Origin of the sequence: Novosphingobium sp. KA1 (assembly GCF_017309955.1) — a bacterium.
Lineage (GTDB): Bacteria > Pseudomonadota > Alphaproteobacteria > Sphingomonadales > Sphingomonadaceae > Novosphingobium.
The window spans coordinates 247,085-264,103 of sequence record NZ_CP021247.1 but is presented as its reverse complement, the minus strand read 5'-3'; the positions used below and the strand labels follow the sequence as shown (position 1 = coordinate 264,103).

Genomic DNA, 17,019 nt, shown 5'->3' with positions numbered 1-17,019 from the left:
AGCTATCGCCCGAAAGGCCGCCGGGCAAGGCCGTTGGCCATGCCCGGCGCTATCGTCATTCGGCAGCTTCGACCTCGCGTTCCCAGTCGTGCTGGACGGGATAGGTCGAGATGCGTTCCTGCGGCATTTCCGGGCTGCGGATCGATCCGAGGAAGCGTTCGACCTGACTCTTCAGGATCGCGGCCTGTAGCTGGAGTTCGGTGGAGGAGGTGAGCACTTGCGAGGCGGCCGCGCCGGTCGCCAGCGAGGTCTCGCGCACGTCCTCCACGCGGCCCGTGACATCGTCGGTGCTGCGTGCGGCAAGGTCAATGCTGCGGGCCAGATCCTGTCCGGCCACCGATTGCTGGTCGACGGCGGCGGCGATGGAAACCGAAGTCGCCTCAAGCTGCGCGACGTCCTCGGCGATGGCGCGCAGCGCCGCGACGCTGCCGGTGGTCGATGCCTGGATCTCGCCGATCTGCGCGGCCACTTCGTCGGTGGCCTTGCTGGTCTGCGCGGCCAGTTCCTTGACCTCGGCGGCGACGACCGCAAAGCCGCGCCCGGCCTCGCCCCCGCGCGCCGCCTCGATCGAGGCATTGAGTGCGAGCAGGTTGGTTCGCTGCGCGATCGAGTGGATCAGCTTGACGATCTGGCCGACCTGTTCGGCCGAGACGGCCAGCTTGGCTATCGTGGCATCGGCATTGGCGGTGGTCTCGCTGGCCTGCCGCGCCAGTTCGGCGGAGGTCGCGGCCTGACGGCTGATCTCGTGGATCGACATGGCGAACTCGTCGCTGGCGGCAGCGGCGGCGGTGACGCCGGCGGACGCCTCACCCATCGCGGTGGAGACTTCGCTGGTGGTGGCGGCGGCGTGTTCGGCGGACTTTGCCATCGACGAGGCGGTGGTCTGCAACTGGCTGGAGGCGGAAGCGACGCCGGTGACGATCTCGCCCACGCTCTGTTCGAACTTCTCGGCGAGGTCGAGCACGATGCGCTTGCGCTGGTCGCGCGCCATCTCGCGTTCGCGGCGCAGGTCTTCCTGGCGGGCGATCTCGGCCTCGGCGGTGAGGGCGGCTTCCTTGCGCAGCTTGTCGAGGCGCAAGTAGCCGCGCCGGAAGGTTTCGAGCGAGCGGGCCATGTCGCCGATCTCGTTGACCTGATCGGTGCCGGGCACGTCGATCTCGCGGTCGCCCTCGGCCAGCTTGACCATGGCGTCGGCCATGTCGGCGAGCGGGCCGGTGATGTTGCGGCGGGTGGTGACGAGGGCAAAGACGCCGTTGAGCGCGGCGAGCAGGGCAAAGGCGAACATCGTCGCCTCGGTCCAGCCGATGAAGTGATCGCGGCTCTGCTCCACCGCCTGGGTGCGCTGGGCGAGCACGTCCTTGATCTGCGCGACCTGGCCCGAGATCGTGTTCATCGCCAGCGCCGGATCGGCGGCGGGGCCGGCGGCGGCCAGCTGGCCGTTGAATTCGTTCAGGGCGGGGGTGAGCCGGTCGAACAGCAGGTCGATGCCCGGATCGGCATTGTCCAGCGCGACGCGGGCCCGGGCCAGCTTGTCGTTGGCGGATTTCACCAGCGCCTTCGTGGCATTGGTGCGCAGGGTGTTGTCGCCTGCCGCATGGACGGCGTCGAGCTGCTGCATGGCCTGGGCGAGGTCGCTCCAGGCATCGGCGGCGGCGAGGGCGGAATCGTGCAGCTTCGCGGTTAGCGCGGCATCGTCCTGCACCTTGGTCAGCGCCGCGCAGGCGAGACCTGCAATGACCACCGACATGGCCAGGAAGATGCAGATGATGATGCGGATCTTGGTGACGATCGACCGGCGCCAGAACCAGTCGCGCTTCGAAGCAGGAGCTTCTTCGCTCATTGCAGCTTTTCCCCTGAAGCGCCGCGGTCCTTTGCGAATGTTGCCGGACCTTGGCGAACCCATGGGGCAAATGCCTAGGCAGTTACGCTTAAATAAGACTTAAGCGGCGCGCGTGCGGCGCAGGCCTCTGGCGTGGCGGAAGAAGCCCGGCGCGCCGCGTTCGGGGGCGAGCCGGTCAGTCAGGCCATGCGTCGTCTCGCCCGCGCCCAGCATCAGCCAGCCATCGGGGGCGAGCGCCGAGGCGATGCGGGCAAAGGCGCGCTCGCGCGTTTCCGCATCGAAGTAGAGCAGGACATTGCGGCACAGCACGATGTCGAAGGTCTGCATCTGGCCGCCGGGCAGCGGCGGCAGCGGATCGAGCAGGTTGTGCTCCTCGAACCGGATCATCCGGCGCAGCCGCTCGCGCACGCGCCAGCCTTGCGCGGTCTCCTCGAACCAGGCGATCATCTCGCCCATGGCCAGGCCGCGCTGGACCTGGAACGGGGTGTAGCAGCCCTTGCGGGCAACCTCGATCACCGAGCCGGACACATCGGTGCCCAGGATCGAGATCGTCCAGCCTGCCCAGCGCGCTTCCTGGCTGGCCAGCAGCATCGCCAGCGTCAGCGGCTCCTGCCCGGTCGAGCAGCCGACCGACCAGATCGTCAGCGTGCGGGTCTCGGCGCGGGCCTGTGCGAGGGCGGGCAGGATCCGCTGGTCCAGCGTTTCGAAGAAGGCGCGGTCCCGGAAGAAGTAGGTCTCGTTGTTGAGCAGCGCCTCGACCATCTGGCGCGCAAGCGTGGTCTGGCGCGAGGGCGAGAAAGTGGCGACCAGCTGGTCCACGCTCTTGATGCCATATTCGCGGCAGAGGGCGGAAAGGGCGGAGCCGATGCGCCAGCGGCGGTTGTCGGGCAGTTCCTGTCCGGTGCGCGCCTTGAGCAGTTCGGCGAGCAGCCGTTCGGAGGCGAGGCTCACTTGCATGGGAGCATTCCCGTCGCGGCGACCACCCGCTGGGCGAGTTGTTCGGGCGGCAGCACGGCGCTGGCGAGACCGGCCTCGGCGACGGCGCGCGGCATGCCCCAGACGGCAGAGCTGGCCTCGTCCTGCGCGAGGATGGTGCCGCCTGCCGCAACCAGCCGCGCGGCGCCGAGCACGCCGTCGCGGCCCATGCCGGACAGCACGATGCCGAGCGTGCGGTCGCCCGCGTGCTCGGCGAGCGAGGCCAGCATCGTGTCGAGCGAGGGCAGGCAGCCGCTGGGCGCCGGCGTGCGGTCGAGGCGGACAAGCAGCCTGTCGTCCTCGCGGCGCAAGGCCATATGCGCGTCGCCCGGAGCGATCAGCACGCAGCCGGGGCGCAGCGGCATATCGTCTTCGGCGAGCAGCGTTTCGCAGCCTGAAGCGGCGCGGATCTGCCGGGCAAAATAGGGGATGATCGCCGGGGGCAGGTGCTGGGTGATGAGCACCGGCACGTGGGATTGTCGCGGCATGGCCGCGAACAGGCTGGCGAGCGCATGGACACCGCCGGTGGAGGCGCCGATGGCGATGACTTCGGCGGGTTTGCGGATGAAGGCGGCGGCAGGGGCGCGGGGCGGCGGCGCTGCCACGATCGGGCGCGGGGCCTCGCTGGCGCGGGGCGAGGGTTGGCCCAATTCGCGGACCTTGGCGATCAGCATGTCGCGGTAGTCGCCGTGGAAGCCGCGCGCGGCGGGCTTGGGCAGGGTGTCCGTCGCGCCAAGCGCGAGCGCGGCCAGGGCATGTTCGCCGCCGTCGAGGGTGAGCGAGGAGACCACCAGGATACGCGCGCCGCGGGCACGCGCGATGATCCGGGGCAGGGCTTCGAGGCCGCCGATGCCGGGCATGTCGAGATCGAGCAGGATCACGTCGACGCGGTTGGCGGCAAGCACCTCCAGCGCAGCCTCGGCGCCATTGGCGGCGGCCACGACTTCCAGCCCGTCGGCGCCGCCGATCATGCGGGTGAGGGCGGTGCGCGCGACCAGCGAATCGTCGACGATCAGCAGGCGTACCGGGGGGAGAAGGCTGGGGCGAACCACGCGGCTGCGCAGGGACGTGGCGGGCATCGCGGCAGGGCTCAGGCGACGCCGACCAGTTGCAGTTTCATGTGCAGCGTATCGTGGTCGAACGGCTTCATCACGTATTCGTCGGCCCCGGCCGCGATGGCGGCCTCGATATGCGCGGTGTCGCTTTCGGTGGTGCAGAACACCACCTTGGGCTGGTTGGCATGGCCGGTCCGGCGCAGCAGGCGCAGGAACTCGATCCCGCTCATCACCGGCATGTTCCAGTCGAGCAGGATCACGTCGGGCATCTGGCTTTCGCAGCGGACCATGGCTTCCTGTCCGTCGCAGGCCTCGCTGACGGTAAAGCCGAGCGCCTCCATCGACTGGCGCGAGAACTTGCGGATCATCCGCGAGTCGTCGACGATGAGGCAGGTTTTCATGGCTGGTTTCCTTGTCCCGGACTTGAGACCCTAGGTGTTTTACGTAACCAAGAACTTAAGCGGCCTCTGCGCCGGCGGAATTGTCAGCCGGACCGCCGGCGATCAGCGCGGCGACGTCGGCCACCAGCAGCGGCCCCAACGCCGTCTCGACCAGACCGTGCGACATCGCCGCCCAGTGGCCGTCCATCCGTGTGCGCACCGGTTCGGGTGTGCTCCAGGCCTCGGTCACGTCTTCCACTTCGTCCACGAGCAGCGCGTAGGACTGGCCTTCGTGCACGATCACCGCAGCGGGCGCGCCGGCCTCGATCCGGGCGCTGTCGCCAAGACCCAGCGCGCGGCGAGCGTCGATCACCGTCAGCACCCGGCTGCGCAGGCCCGAGAGCCCGGCGATGTGCGGCGGCGCACAGGGCACCGGCGTCAGCAGTTCCAGCGTGATGACCGACTGCACGTCACGCGAACGCAGCGCCGCGCGGCGACCGGCGAGAGTGACGACGACAAGCAGTTCCTTCATGGTCAGCCCCTCCCGGCATGGCGGCGCAGCGCGCCCATCAGGGCGGCCTGGTCGTAGCGGTAGATGCTGGCCTCGCTGCCGGTGCAGTCGGTCTCGTCCGGCTCGGTGCGCAGGCGAATGACCTCGCGGGCCGGGGAGGCCGCCTCATTACCGGCAAGGATGGCAAGATCGGCTTCCTCCGGCGCATCGTCGGCGATCACGCGGTAACCCGCGGCCTCGACCATCGGGCGCACGAAGTTCTGGATCCAGGCATCGCCAGCGGGCAGGCGACAGACCGGCTGCACCGCGCGCGGCGGGCTGCCTGAATGGCGGGCGAAGAGCTGGTAGGGGGCGACGATCCGGGTCGCGACACCGTCGATCAGCACGATCGGGTCTTCGTCCTCGGCCCCGCCCGCAGCGATCACGGCGGCATCGACATCGCGGATGTCCAGTGCCTCGGTGACGGCATAGGCCAGTTCGCGGTGGCCATCGGTAAGGCGCAGCAGCCGCAGGGTCTCGCCGGCCTCGCCCAGCGAGGCGAGCCCGTCGAGGGGCAGGATAGTCTCGCGGATGGTCACCAGCGTGCGTTTGCCCTCGATCGTCACGGCACTGCGCGCGACTTCCTCCAGCCGGTCGAGCACGCCCACCGGCATCGCGCGGCGGGTGCCGTCGAGCGCGTCGAACAGCAGCACCTGCATCGTGCGGCGGGGCAGGGCAGGGCCGCTATCGGGCAGCCGCGCGCGCCGTTCGAGCGCATCGACGGCCAGCCCGCCGACGCGGGCAAGACCGCTCACTTCGAGCAGCAGGATCGGATGGCCGTCGTCGGTCAGTGTCGTGCCGGCATAGAGGCCGGTGGCGATGATCGCGGGCGCGGCGGGCTTGATGACCAGTTCCTCGTGGCCGAACACTTCGTCGACGATCAGCGCGAAGTAGCCGCCGCCGGCATGGCGCAGGACGATGACCGGGCGCGAGGCGTCGGCAGCCTTGTCCGAGAGCCGCAGCACCTTCGCAGCGGCAAGGCAGGGCAGGCGGCGGTCGCGGATGCGGGCCAGCATGGCGCCGCCCACTTCGTCGATCTCCAGCGTGCCTTCGGCCAGGTGGACGATCTCTTCCACCGAACTGCGCGGGATCGCGAAGCGCTGGCCGCCGATGCCGACGGTGACGGCGGGAATGATCGTCAGCGTCAGCGGCACGCGCATGGTGACGCGGGTGCCCGTGCCGGGCGTCGAATCGATCTCGATGGAGCCGCCGATGCGTTCGATGTTGGCGCGCACCACGTCCATGCCGACGCCGCGCCCGGAAATGGCGGTGACGGTTTCGGCGGTGGAAAGCCCGGCCTCGAACATCAGTTCGTAAGCCTGCGCGCGTGAGAGCTGGGCGGCTTCGGCCGGGCTGACGATACCGGCGGCGACGGCCTTTTCGACAAGGCGGGCCTCGTCGATGCCGCGGCCGTCGTCGACCACGTCGATCAGGATCTTGTTGCCGGTCTGGCGGGCGGAGACCGAAAGCCGTCCGACTTCGCTCTTGCCGATGGCGCGGCGGGTGGCGGCGCTTTCGAGGCCGTGGTCGATGGCATTGCGCACGATATGGGTGAGCGGGTCGCGGATGATCTCGACCATCTCGCGGTCGAGTTCGACCTCGTGGCCGGCAATCTCGACATGGGCCAGCTTGCCGAGTTCGCCGGCAAGATCGCGGACCATGCGCGGCAGGCCGGAAAACAGGCTCTCGATCCGCTGCATGCGGGTGCGGGTCATCGCGTCGCGCACCTCGGCGATGATCGCGGAGAGGCGCTCGAACGGTTCGTGGACTTGCGGTTCGACCACGCCTTCGCGCAGGCGGCGGGCGAGTTCGTTGCGCGCCAGCACCATGTCGGAGACACCGCTCATCACCTTGTCGAGCAGTTCGACCGGGATGCGGATCGTGCGCTGGGGCTGGGCGGTGCGGGGGGTGTTCTGCGTGGCGGGAGCCGTCGGCGCGAGCGCGGTGACGGGGGCGACCGCGGGTTGCAGCGCGGCGGTCAGTGCCTCGTCACCGCCGTCGGGGAAGATCTCGCCCGCCTCGATGGCGTCCACCATGTCACCGATGCGGTCGACCACGGCGAGTACGGCGCTGACGAGGGCGGCATCGGCGCCGCGCCGACCGGCGCGCACATCCGACAGCGCGTCCTCGGCCGCATGGCTCAGCGCGCCGAGGCGGGGCAGGTCGACGAAGCCGCAATTGCCCTTCACGGTGTGGACGAAGCGGAAGATCGAATCGAGGCGCGCGCGGTCGCCCGGATTCTCTTCCCAGGAAATCAGTTCGCCGCCCAGCGCTTCCAGCATTTCGCGGGTTTCGGCGACGAAGTCTTCGAGCAGTTCGTCCATATTGCCCCCCCCAGTTCCCCTTGGCGTGCCCCTCGGCACCATACTTGGGGCTTATGCGGCGGAAGAAATTAACCAAGCGTATAGGGCAGTGCATTCGTTCGAGCCCGGAAACGCGGGCCGGGGCGGCGAACCGGCGCGGTCCGGCCGGGACGGCGCGAGAGATTGGTAAAATTTCCTTTTCAGCAAGGATTTCCCCCTAGCTTGTCGGACAAGCGAAGGAGACCGTTCGTTGATCGAGATCGAAGTCCAGAACGAGACACGCCAGACGCAGGAGACCGTCCGGTTCGCCGCCGTGCCCCGCATCGGCGAGGGCGTGCGGCTGCAGGATCCCGATGGATTCTGGGTTTCCTACGATGTCGTCGACTTGTGGTACCAGAAAGCCGAGTTCGGCGAGATCTGGGTGCCGTTCATTCACGTGCGGATGACGCCTTCGGAAATCGTGCCCGAATCGCTTCCGCACCCGCCGGTACTGGCCGAGGACAAGCAGGAAGTGATCGAGACCGCCAAGAAGGTCGCCCGGATCCTGCAGGCCAACGAGAACGCATGAGCAGGGGAGTCAATGTCATGCTGGAAGGTCTGATCAAGCGCTCCCAGGGGTCGGCGCCGCGTGCAGTTGAATCGGCGCCTGCGCTCGAGGCACCTGCCGCTACCGAAGCACCACGGGCACCTGGCGTGCGGCGCGGGCTGATTGTCGACGATTCGCGGGTGATCCGCAAGGTCTCGCGCCGCATCCTGGAGGCGCTGGGCTACAGCGTGACCGAGGCCGAGAACGGCGAGGAAGCACTGGCCAAGTGTGTGCAGGCCATGCCCGACCTGATCCTGCTGGACTGGAACATGCCGCTCATGGGCGGCCTTGAATTCGTGACCGCCCTTCGCGGCATGCAGGCGGCCTGCCAGCCCAAGGTGGTGTTCTGCACCACCAATTCGGACAATGGCGATATCCGCAAGGGCATCGAGGCGGGCGCCGACGAATACGTCATCAAGCCGTTCGATCATCACACCCTGCACCGCAAGCTTCAGGGCATCGGCGCAGCGTGAGATCCGGTGCCGTGAAATTCGCCGGTGGCGAATGTTCCAACGGACTTCACGCCTGTGCGCGCACCACGCAGCGAAAGCCGATGTGGCTGGTGGCGGTGTCGATCATCTCGGGATGGCGGGCAGCCGGGCGGTAGCGCTGGCAGTAGTTCGCGGCGCAGAGGTGCGAACCGCCCTTCAGCACCTTGCGGCCGATGCGCACCTGCGGCTGCGCGGGGTCGAAGCTGTCCTTCAGCTTGCCGCCGCGCGGATTGCTGAGCGCGCAGCACGAGCCGCCTTTCTTGACCTCGGGGCGCTCTGACCACCAGTCGCGCGTCCATTCCCAGGTGTTGCCGATCATGTCGTAGAGGCCGTAGCCGTTGGCGGGGAAGCTGCGTACCGGGGAGGTGCGTTCCCAGCCGTCGAGGCACTGGTTGGCGAAAGGGAACAGGCCCTGCCAGTAATTGGCGAGCATCTGCCCTTCGGGCGCCAGTTCGTCGCCCCAGGCAAATTCGGCGCCTTCCAGCCCGCCGCGCGCCGCGAATTCCCATTCCGCCTCGGTCGGCAGGTCCTTGCCTGCCCACCCGGCATAGGCCTCGGCATCGGCGTGGCTGACCTGGACGACGGGATGGTCCCAGAGGTCCAGCGTGTCGAGGTCGCTGCCGGGGCCATGGGGATGACGCCAGGACGTGCCGAAATCGAAGCGCCACCAGTTGGCGGGATTGGCGGTGTCCACCGGTCCGCAGGTCTTGTGGAACACCAGCGATCCGGGCTGGGCCATTTCCGGGAGCATGCCCGGGTAGTCCCTGGGATCAGGCGCGATCTCGGCGACGGTGACATGGCCGGTCGCCTCCACGAAACGGGCGAACTGACGGTTGGTGACAGGCGTTTCGTCGATCCAGAAGGCATCGACCGACACGCGCCGCAGCGGTGCCTCTTCGGGGTAGAAACGCTCCGACCCCATGGTGAAGGTGCCGCCGGGCAGATGGATCATGCCGCGCAGGGCTTCGCTGCCTTGGGTCAGGGTTTCGGTCATTGCGGTTCTCTCCGGATGTCGCATCCGGTCTAGGGCCGCATCGAACTTACGCCAATCGCGTATTTCCGTTGCGGCCCCAAACGAGGAACCGAGAGAGCCCGGAGACCGGCAGGCTCTCAGCCGAGCGCCACTTCCTTCTCGGCGTAGAGCCGTTCCAGTTCGGCGCGGCTCTTCTTTTCGGCGGCGGTCTTGAGCTGGCCGCAGGCGGCATCGATGTCGCGCCCGCGCGGGGTGCGCACCGGGGCCGAGATGCCGCCCTTGAACACGATGTCCGAGAACGCCTTGATCCGCTCCGGCGTCGAGCATTCGTACTGCGCGCCGGGCCAGGGGTTGAACGGGATCAGGTTGACCTTGGCGGGCAGGTTGAACTGCTTGAGCAGGCGCACCAGTTCGCGCGCGTCCTCGTCGCTGTCGTTCTTGTCCTTGAGCATCACGTATTCGAAGGTGATGCGGCGCGCGTTCGAGGCGCCCGGATAGTCGGCACAGGCCTGCAGCAGGTCCTCGATGCCGTACTTCTTGTTGATCGGCACGATCTCGTCACGCACGTCCTTGGTCACCGCGTGGAGCGAGACGGCCAGGTTCACGCCGATTTCCTCGCCGCAGCGGGCCATCTGCGGGATCACGCCCGAGGTCGAGAGGGTGATGCGGCGCTTCGACAGGGCGAGGCCGTCTCCGTCCATGACCAGCTTCAGCGCGTCACGCACGTTGTCGAAATTGTAGAGCGGCTCGCCCATGCCCATCATCACGATGTTGGTGAGCAGGCGGCCGTCCGACGAGTAACCGCCGTCCTCGTCGTCGATCTCGGCGCCCCCGGATTCCGCACCGTCAACGCCGTCGCCGAAAGCGAAGTCCATGCGGCCCTTGGGCCATTCGGCCAGCGCGTCACGCGCCAGCATGACCTGGCCGACGATCTCGCCGACGGTCAGGTTGCGCACGAGGCGCATGGTGCCGGTGTGGCAGAACCGGCAATTGAGCGTGCAGCCGACCTGCGAGGAGACGCAGAGGGTGCCGCGATCGGCGTCGGGGATGAACACCATCTCGAAATCGTGGGCGTCGGCGGTGCGCAGCAGCCACTTGCGGGTGCCGTCGCTGGAGTGCTGTGCCTCGACGATTTCGGGGCGGCCGATCACGAAACGCTCGGCCAGCCAGGGGCGCATGGTCTTGGCGATATCGGTCATCGCCTCGAACTCGGTCACGCCGCGGTGGTAGATCCAGTGGTAGACCTGCTTGGCGCGCAGCTTGGCGGCCTTGAGGTCCAGCCCGGCGCTTTCGAACAGGTCGGCAATGCGCTTCCTGGGCAGGCCCATGAGGTCGACGCGGCCGTCCTCGCGCGGGGTCACGCCTTCGACGATGCCGGGGCGCGGCACCGGAACGGGATCGATGTGCCCGGGGATCGGCATGGGGCCGGCCCCGGCGGAGCTGGAAATGGTGTCTGTCATGATTGCCGCGCCATATAGGGCAATTTGCGCGAAAGCGGAAGATACAGCGCAACACGATTGGCGGCAGGGGCGCGGCGGGGCGGTCGCGCGAACGCGCATGGCGCCCGGCCGGTTCCGCCCGGCCGACCCGCCACAGGCTCCGTCCATCGCACCAGTGTTGCTGAAAAACATCAATGATTTCGTTGTGTTATGTTCAGGAAACCGGCCCCGCACGACAGGCATTTGACCAGTCCAGGCAGGCGAGACCTGCTCAAGAACAAGGACTGGAGTGACAACATGAAGAAGGCTCTTCTCTGCCTTACCTCGGGCGCAGCGATGATTTCGGTTCCGGCGATGGCGCAGGATGTCGCCCCCGTGCAGCCGTTCGAACAGTTCCACGTCGAGGCGCTGGCCGGTTACGATGTGACCCGCGCCGGTAGCAGCATCGACGACGATTCCAGCATCGACAACGACCAGTCGATCGACGGCCTCTCCTACGGCGTCGGCGCGGGCTACGATTTCCGCATGAACAACTTCGTCTTCGGTCCCGAGGCGGAAGTGACCTGGTCGACCGCCAAGACCAAGTTCGACAACGGCGATTTCGAAGGTTTCGGCATCGGCAACGTCAAGGCCAACCGCGACGTCTATGTCGGCGCGCGCCTCGGGTATGTCGTCGCGCCCAAGACCATGGTCTACGTCAAGGGCGGCTATACCAACGCCAAGTTCGACGTGCGCAATGCGGTCGGCACCGTCGATACCAAGCGTGACATCGACGCCGACGGCTGGCGGATCGGCGCCGGTGTCGAGCAGGCGATCAGCCACAACACTTTCGTGAAGCTGGAATACCGCTACTCGAACTACGGCAAGGGCGAGATCGACTATACCGGCGACATTCCCGACAGCCAGCGTTTCAACCTCGACCTTGACCGTCATCAGGTCATGGCCGGCGTCGGCGTGCGCTTCTGATCGTTGGCTGATGCCGGGAAGGGCGGTGGCTCCGGCTGCCGCCCTTTTCTGGCTATTGCGCCTTCGCGCAGCCGATCAGGGCGGCGTCCATCGCCGAAGCCGCGCCTGCCAGCGGCCAGGCGTTGACGAAGCGGTTGCCCTTCAGGTCGGTGGCGGTGACGGTCATGCGCGGGGCGGAGCGCATGGCCGCGACGATCGCGGCGTTGTCGCCCTCGTTGCGGGGCCATGCATCGCCGCCGCCGGCGATGAGCGGCCAGCGCTGCCCGCCGACATTGAGCGTGACGGTCGAGGGCTGCATGATCCGGCGCGAGAGGCGTACGTGCAACTGCCCGCGCGCCCCCCGGCGCGGCCAGGTGCCGATGGCGGCAAACGGCTGGTATTCACGCGCGGCCTGGCTGGGCTCGGCCATGGCGATGGCATAGCAGCGCGGCACCAGCGGATCGCGGAACGCGCCCCATGTGGCGTAGAGCCCCAGGCTCTCGCGTGCGCGCACGGGGGCCGAGCCGACAGCGCTGGCGGCGATGCAGGCGGCAAGCAGGGTGATGAGGCGGAACGGGCGACCGGATAGGCGTTTCATCGAGGCGCGCTCATGGCATGGTTTTGAAGGCATGCGAAGCGGTCAGTGCACCTGGCGGGAAAGGGCGGCGACACCTCTTTCAAGCCCTGCGCCAAAATCCCCGGCCCTGAAGCTGGGCAGCATGTCCCGGTCGATGATGGCCTGGCAGCGTTCGTCGGGAAGCTGTGCGGTCAGCCCGTCGCCCACGGCGATGCGCACCTTGCGTTCGTTGGGCGCGACCAGCACGATCACGCCGTCGTTGATGCCCTTGCGGCCGATGCCCCGGCGATTGCCCCATGCGCGGGCATAGGCGGCGATGTCGTTGCCGCCGAGCGACGGGGGCGTGACGACGACCATCTGGTGACGGGTTCGGTGTTCGAACGCCTTCAGGCTCTTGGCAAGACGCGCCTTGCTCGCCGGTGGCAGGACATGGGCCATGTCGCTCACGTAATCCCGCAGGTGGCTGGAAGCGGGCGCCGCGGCGGCACCGGCCGACATCGCCGCCGAGGGGTGCTGGCCCACGGCAAGCAGGAGCGAAGCGCTGCAAAGCGCGATCAGTAACGGACGAACCCCCATGCACCGGTTCTGGCCGCGCGGCCGGGCCCGGGTCAAGCGGTTCACGCGATCTCGCGCGGGCCTTCGCCGACTTTCTTGCCATGCTTGCAATAGCCGAGGCCGTAGTCGCCCTTTTTACTGGGCCGGTCCTGCATGTCGATCACGCCCTCGGCAATCTCGCCGGTTTCCTGATTGCGCGGGTGGTCCGGGTGGGGGAATGGGCTGGTGCCGGATCAAAATGCCTTGCAGGCATTTTGCAGACACACTCTCAGCCAGCCGGGTAGGTGATCTCCATCACTTCCCATTCCTTCTCGCCGGACGGCAGGCGCACCATGCGCAAGTCCCCCACCGCGGCGCCGCGCAGCGCCCGGGTCATGGGGGCGCTCCAGCCGATCAGGCCCTTTGCCGCATCCTGCTCGTCATCGCCGACGATGGTGACGGTCTTGTGGGTGTCGTCCTCGTCGGCGATCGTGACGGTGGCGCCGAAAAACACCTTGCCGCGTTCGGTCTGTTCGCGTGGATCGACCACGCGCAGGGCCTTCATGCGGCGGGCGAGGAAGGCGAGTTCGCGGTCGATCTCGCGCATCCGTTTGCGGCCGTAGAGATAGTCGCCGTTTTCGGAGCGATCGCCATTGCCGGCCGCCCAAGAGACGATCTCGACGATCTCCGGCCGCTCCTTGCCAAGCAGATGGTCGTAGCGGGCGCGCAATTTCGCCATTCCGGCGGGCGTGATCGGAGGACCTGCGGGTTTCATCGCCAGAGCTTTATCCGGCGCGTTCGGTGCGGCCAAGGGGCAGGGGCGCTTCTCCACGGTCTTGCACTGCAGGAATTAGTCCGACAAAAAGAAGGCGAGGCCATTGGGACCATCAGGGATCGAGGACATCATGGAACTTTCACGCCGCTCCGCGCTCATTGCTGCCGCCGCAGCGCCGCTTGCCGGGATGGCAGCTCGCGCCGTCGCCGCTGAAGCTTCGGGGGCGCTTCCGACCGCGCCGGGAGCCGCACTGGCGCCGCGTCCGCCGATGGGCTGGAATTCGTGGAACAGCTTTGCCGGCACCATCACCGAGGCGCAGGCGCTCGAAACCGCGGCGATCATGCGCGACAGGCTGCTGCCCTTCGGCTACGACGTCTTCACCGTCGACATCCAGTGGTACGAGCCCGAGGCCAGGAGCTATACCTACAACGCCCATCCGGTGCCCGCGCTGGACGCCAACGGGCGGCTGATCCCGGCGCCCAACCGCTTTCCCTCCTCCAAGGGCGGCAAGGGTTTTGCACCCTTGGCGGCCAAGGTCCACGCGATGGGCATGAAGTTCGGCATCCACGTGATGCGCGGCATCGCGCGGCTGGCGGTGGAGCAGAACCTGCCGATCCTGGGCACGCCCTACCGCGCGCGCGACATTGCCGACACCAACAGCATCTGCCCGTGGAACCCGGACATGTACGGCGTCGACATGAGCAAGCCCGGCGCGCAGGCCTATTACGACAGCCTGTTCCGCCTCTATGCCTCGTGGGGCGTGGACTTCGTGAAGATGGACGACATGAGCCGTCCCTACGATGCCCATGCTCCGGAAATCGAGGCGGCCGCCAGCGCCATTGCGCGCTGCGGCCGGCCGATCGTGCTCAGCCTCTCGCCCGGCGAGACCCCGGTCCCGCGCGGGGCCGACGTGCGCAAGCATGCGCAGATGTGGCGGATTTCCGACGATTTCTGGGACGAATGGCCGCAGCTCTTGGCCCAGTTCACACGCTTGGAGAACTGGTCGCCGTTTGCCGGACCCGGCTCCTGGCCCGATGCCGACATGCTGCCGCTGGGCCGCATTGCCCTTGGCGACCGCGCCAGCCGCTTCACCCCGGACGAGCAGCAGACGCTGATGACATTGTGGTCCATCGCCCGCTCGCCGCTGATCATGGGCGGGGATCTGCGCGGCATCGACGATGCGACCCTGGCGCTGCTCACCAACCGCGAGGTCCTGGCGGTGAACCAGCACAGCACCGGCAATCGCCCGCATTTCCTGGCCGACAACACCCGCGTCTGGTCGGCGCGGGCAGAGGGCAGCGAGGACCGCTATCTGGCGCTGTTCAACACCGGCGAGGCGCCGCTGGAGGTGGCCGTGCCCTTGCGTGAACTCGGCCTCAGCCGCGCGTCGGTGCGCGATCTGTGGCAGGGCGCGGACCTTGGAGTGAGCGAGGGCAGGGTGCGCGCAAACCTGCGCCCGCACGCCTCCGCGCTCTACCGACTGAAAGCGGGTTGAACGGCCCCTAGGCGTACCAGAACAACCCTGAACCGACGCCGGGCTAAGTTTTTGTTTGTCGCATTTTCCGAGTCATCAGGTAATTCCACCTGATTGGAAAATGCTCTAGCCCGGCGTATTCTTGCCCATCATCCGGCTGAGCGGACGGCTGCTCTGCGCGCCCGATTTGTCCGGGTAAATCGCCTGATAGACGACCGCGTTCTCGAGCACGCGCTGGATGTAGTTCTTGGTCTCGTAGATCGGGATCTGCTCGATCCACGTCACCCAGTCGACCGAGCCCATGCGCGGATCGCCATTGGCGGCGAGCCACTTGTTCACATTGCCTGCGCCTGCATTGTAGGCACCGATCGCCAGCGGGTAGGAGCCGCCGAAGTAATTGCGCATCCGCGCGAAGTAGGCATCGCCGAGCTGGATGTTGTAGCTCGCGTCGCTGACGAGACGGGCACTGTCGTAGGAGAGGCCGAGCTTGCCCGCCTGCTCGCGCGCGGTGGCCGGCATCAGCTGCATCAGCCCGCGCGCCCCGGCATGGCTGAGCGCGTTCTGCGCGAACTGGCTTTCCTGCCGGGTCAGGGCATGGACCATCGTCCAGTCCGCGCCCGGCGGCGTCGGGATCAGCGGATAGGCGATCTTGCCGAAATCGCCGTAGCCATCGGCATGGGCGCTCTGGCCGAGGATCACCGCGAGGTCACGCCGGCCGATCTCGCGCGCGAGGTCCGCGACCAGCACGTGGTCCGCCTCGCTCTGCGCCTGGTCGGAGATCTCCTTGTAGAACTGGACCCCGGTGCGCCAGTCGGCATCGCGGGCGACGTCGCGCACGGCCCGGGTGATCGGCTTTGCCATGAAGGCGCTGCGTTCCGCCGGGGTGGGCATGGCGCGCGGCTTGCTGTCCATGTCGGGCAGCGGACGGCCCAGCCGTTCGAGCGAGAGCTGGCCGTAGAAGTACTGCGGATAGGCGGCCGCCATCTCGAAATAGCGGCTGGCCCCGGCGCTGTCGCCCGCCTGCGCCAGCGCGCGTCCGGCCCAGTAGAAGCCCTTGGAGCGGGTGCCGGGCGTCTGCGCCGCGGCGCCGTAGCGGTAGAACAGCGGCGCCGCGCGGCGGGCATCGCCCAGCGACCACAGCGCCTTGGTGCCGCCCAGCCAGACCAGCGTCGTGTAATCGTCGCGCAGGCGGTAGGAGAGCTTCGAGATGTCCGTCCCCGGCGCGAAGGCATCGTCGATCGAACCAGCGATGCGCACGGCGGCATCGGCCCCGGCCCCGCGCGCGGCGGTGAGCAGTTCGCGCACCCACTTTTCCGGTTCCGGCACCGGCTTCGACAGCGGCGGGCGGTTCGCCAGCAGGGCGATCTCGGCGGGCAGGTTGCCCGACTTTCGCGCCTGCACCGCGCGGGCATAGACATAGCCCGGGTCCGCATTCATCTGCGGCGTCAGCGTCAGCCCCATGGAGCCCGGCGCCGCGCCCTGCAGGATCGACAGCCGCTCCATGAACAGCGCTCGATTGGCGGGGGAGACGAAGGAAATCTGCCGCTCGGCCTGCGCGGTCTGCCCCTGCCACAGCAGCTCGTCCATGCGGGCGTCGTGATCGGCAGCCGAGAACCGGGCGCCGTAGAGCGACAGCAGCCGCGCCTCGTCATCGGGCGAAAGGCTGCCGCCGCGCCATGCCGCCAGCGCCTTCTGTGCGGCATCGGGGCGCTGCAGCGTCGCCAGCGCCACCGCATAGCGCCCGGCGGCCTCGTTCGAGAGCGGCGGGAACCGCGTGAAGAAGGCGGCGGTGGCATTGGCGTCGGCCGGATAGCGCTGCAGCGCCTGTTCGGCATAACCGCGAATGCGCTCTTCCAGCGGATAGCCCGGGAAGGTCATCAGGAACCCGGAATAAGTGCCGAAATCGAGCTGGCTGCTGGCCGAAAGCTGCCGCCAGCGGTCGATCGACTGGTGCACGCTCATGTCGTGCGACTGCATCTGCTGCGCTTTGGCGAGATCCCATTCGCGCCCGTCCTGCGCGAGGGCGGGGCTTGAGAAAAGGGCCGTGGAAGCAAGCAGGATGAGGGGGGCGGCACGCTGCATGCTGGACATTTGGGGGAAAGGCTCCTTATCAGGCGCTGAA

At 67.9% G+C, this 17,019-nt stretch carries 16 protein-coding genes; 4 read left to right on the top strand and 12 right to left on the bottom strand.

Translation table 11 applies throughout. The annotated features are described in order from the left end of the window. Positions 1-55: 55 nt before the first annotated feature. The 6 genes from CA833_RS01375 to CA833_RS01350 all read right to left on the bottom strand — a co-directional run bounded on the left by CA833_RS01375 (position 56) and on the right by CA833_RS01350 (position 7,124). Positions 56-1,840, bottom strand: coding sequence for a methyl-accepting chemotaxis protein (locus CA833_RS01375; protein ID WP_242526211.1), 1,785 nt, complete (start codon positions 1,838-1,840; stop codon positions 56-58). A gap of 99 nt (positions 1,841-1,939) precedes the next feature. Continuing rightward, positions 1,940-2,797 carry a protein-glutamate O-methyltransferase CheR gene (locus tag CA833_RS01370; protein ID WP_207078982.1) on the bottom strand — a complete coding sequence of 286 codons (858 nt, stop codon included), beginning with the start codon at positions 2,795-2,797 and terminating at the stop codon, positions 1,940-1,942. Continuing rightward, complete coding sequence (gene cheB / locus CA833_RS01365; protein WP_207078981.1) at positions 2,788-3,894, bottom strand: chemotaxis-specific protein-glutamate methyltransferase CheB; 1,107 nt, start codon at positions 3,892-3,894, stop codon at positions 2,788-2,790. Before cheB ends, CA833_RS01370 begins: the two co-directional genes overlap by 10 nt. Before the next feature lie 11 nt (positions 3,895-3,905). Further along, the gene (locus tag CA833_RS01360; RefSeq protein WP_207078980.1) at positions 3,906-4,271 is read right to left on the bottom strand and encodes a response regulator; all 366 of its coding nucleotides are present in this window, start codon (positions 4,269-4,271) and stop codon (positions 3,906-3,908) included. 55 nt (positions 4,272-4,326) lie between these two features. Further along, on the bottom strand, positions 4,327-4,782 hold the full coding sequence (locus CA833_RS01355) for a chemotaxis protein CheW (RefSeq protein WP_207078979.1): 456 nt from the start codon (positions 4,780-4,782) through the stop codon (positions 4,327-4,329). 2 nt (positions 4,783-4,784) lie between these two features. Continuing rightward, entirely contained in the window at positions 4,785-7,124 is a 2,340-nt protein-coding gene (locus CA833_RS01350) for a chemotaxis protein CheA (protein WP_207078978.1), read from the bottom strand. Between the two features lie 229 nt (positions 7,125-7,353). Between CA833_RS01350 and CA833_RS26825 the strand changes: the two genes are divergently transcribed. Together CA833_RS26825 and CA833_RS01340 are read left to right on the top strand one after the other, a co-directional pair. After that, positions 7,354-7,671, top strand: coding sequence for a hypothetical protein (locus tag CA833_RS26825; protein ID WP_242526210.1), 318 nt, complete (start codon positions 7,354-7,356; stop codon positions 7,669-7,671). Between the two features lie 125 nt (positions 7,672-7,796). After that, a complete protein-coding gene (locus tag CA833_RS01340; protein WP_142637458.1) occupies positions 7,797-8,162 on the top strand; it encodes a response regulator in 366 nt (121 codons plus the stop codon). Positions 8,163-8,208: 46 nt separating this feature from the next. On the opposite strand, the gene CA833_RS01335 is transcribed toward CA833_RS01340, so the two are convergent. Next, positions 8,209-9,132 (bottom strand): formylglycine-generating enzyme family protein, encoded by a 924-nt coding sequence (locus CA833_RS01335; protein ID WP_207079899.1) that lies wholly within the window; start codon positions 9,130-9,132, stop codon positions 8,209-8,211. Between the two features lie 158 nt (positions 9,133-9,290). After that, the gene (rlmN, locus tag CA833_RS01330) at positions 9,291-10,613 is read right to left on the bottom strand and encodes a 23S rRNA (adenine(2503)-C(2))-methyltransferase RlmN (protein ID WP_207078977.1); all 1,323 of its coding nucleotides are present in this window, start codon (positions 10,611-10,613) and stop codon (positions 9,291-9,293) included. 276 nt (positions 10,614-10,889) lie between these two features. On the opposite strand from rlmN, the gene CA833_RS01325 reads away from it, so the two are divergent. After that, positions 10,890-11,558, top strand: a complete 669-nt coding sequence (locus CA833_RS01325; RefSeq protein WP_142632666.1) for an outer membrane protein — start codon at positions 10,890-10,892, stop codon at positions 11,556-11,558. A gap of 52 nt (positions 11,559-11,610) precedes the next feature. Here the strand turns inward: CA833_RS01325 and CA833_RS01320 are convergent, their stop codons facing one another. The 3 genes from CA833_RS01320 to greB form a co-directional block, all read right to left on the bottom strand. Beyond that, positions 11,611-12,135, bottom strand: coding sequence for a hypothetical protein (locus CA833_RS01320; RefSeq protein WP_242526209.1), 525 nt, complete (start codon positions 12,133-12,135; stop codon positions 11,611-11,613). A 42-nt stretch (positions 12,136-12,177) separates the two neighbouring features. After that, positions 12,178-12,735, bottom strand: a complete 558-nt coding sequence (locus CA833_RS01315) for a YgcG family protein (protein ID WP_207078976.1) — start codon at positions 12,733-12,735, stop codon at positions 12,178-12,180. Between the two features lie 202 nt (positions 12,736-12,937). Further along, a complete protein-coding gene (gene greB / locus CA833_RS01310; RefSeq protein WP_142632668.1) occupies positions 12,938-13,423 on the bottom strand; it encodes a transcription elongation factor GreB in 486 nt (161 codons plus the stop codon). A 130-nt stretch (positions 13,424-13,553) separates the two neighbouring features. Here greB and CA833_RS01305 point away from each other — a divergent pair, with 130 nt between their 5' ends. Continuing rightward, positions 13,554-14,918 (top strand): alpha-galactosidase, encoded by a 1,365-nt coding sequence (locus tag CA833_RS01305; protein ID WP_207078975.1) that lies wholly within the window; start codon positions 13,554-13,556, stop codon positions 14,916-14,918. A gap of 105 nt (positions 14,919-15,023) precedes the next feature. Here the strand turns inward: CA833_RS01305 and CA833_RS01300 are convergent, their stop codons facing one another. Continuing rightward, positions 15,024-16,988: a lytic transglycosylase domain-containing protein gene (locus CA833_RS01300; protein WP_207078974.1), complete on the bottom strand. Its 1,965-nt coding sequence runs from the start codon at positions 16,986-16,988 to the stop codon at positions 15,024-15,026. Positions 16,989-17,019: the final 31 nt, after the last annotated feature.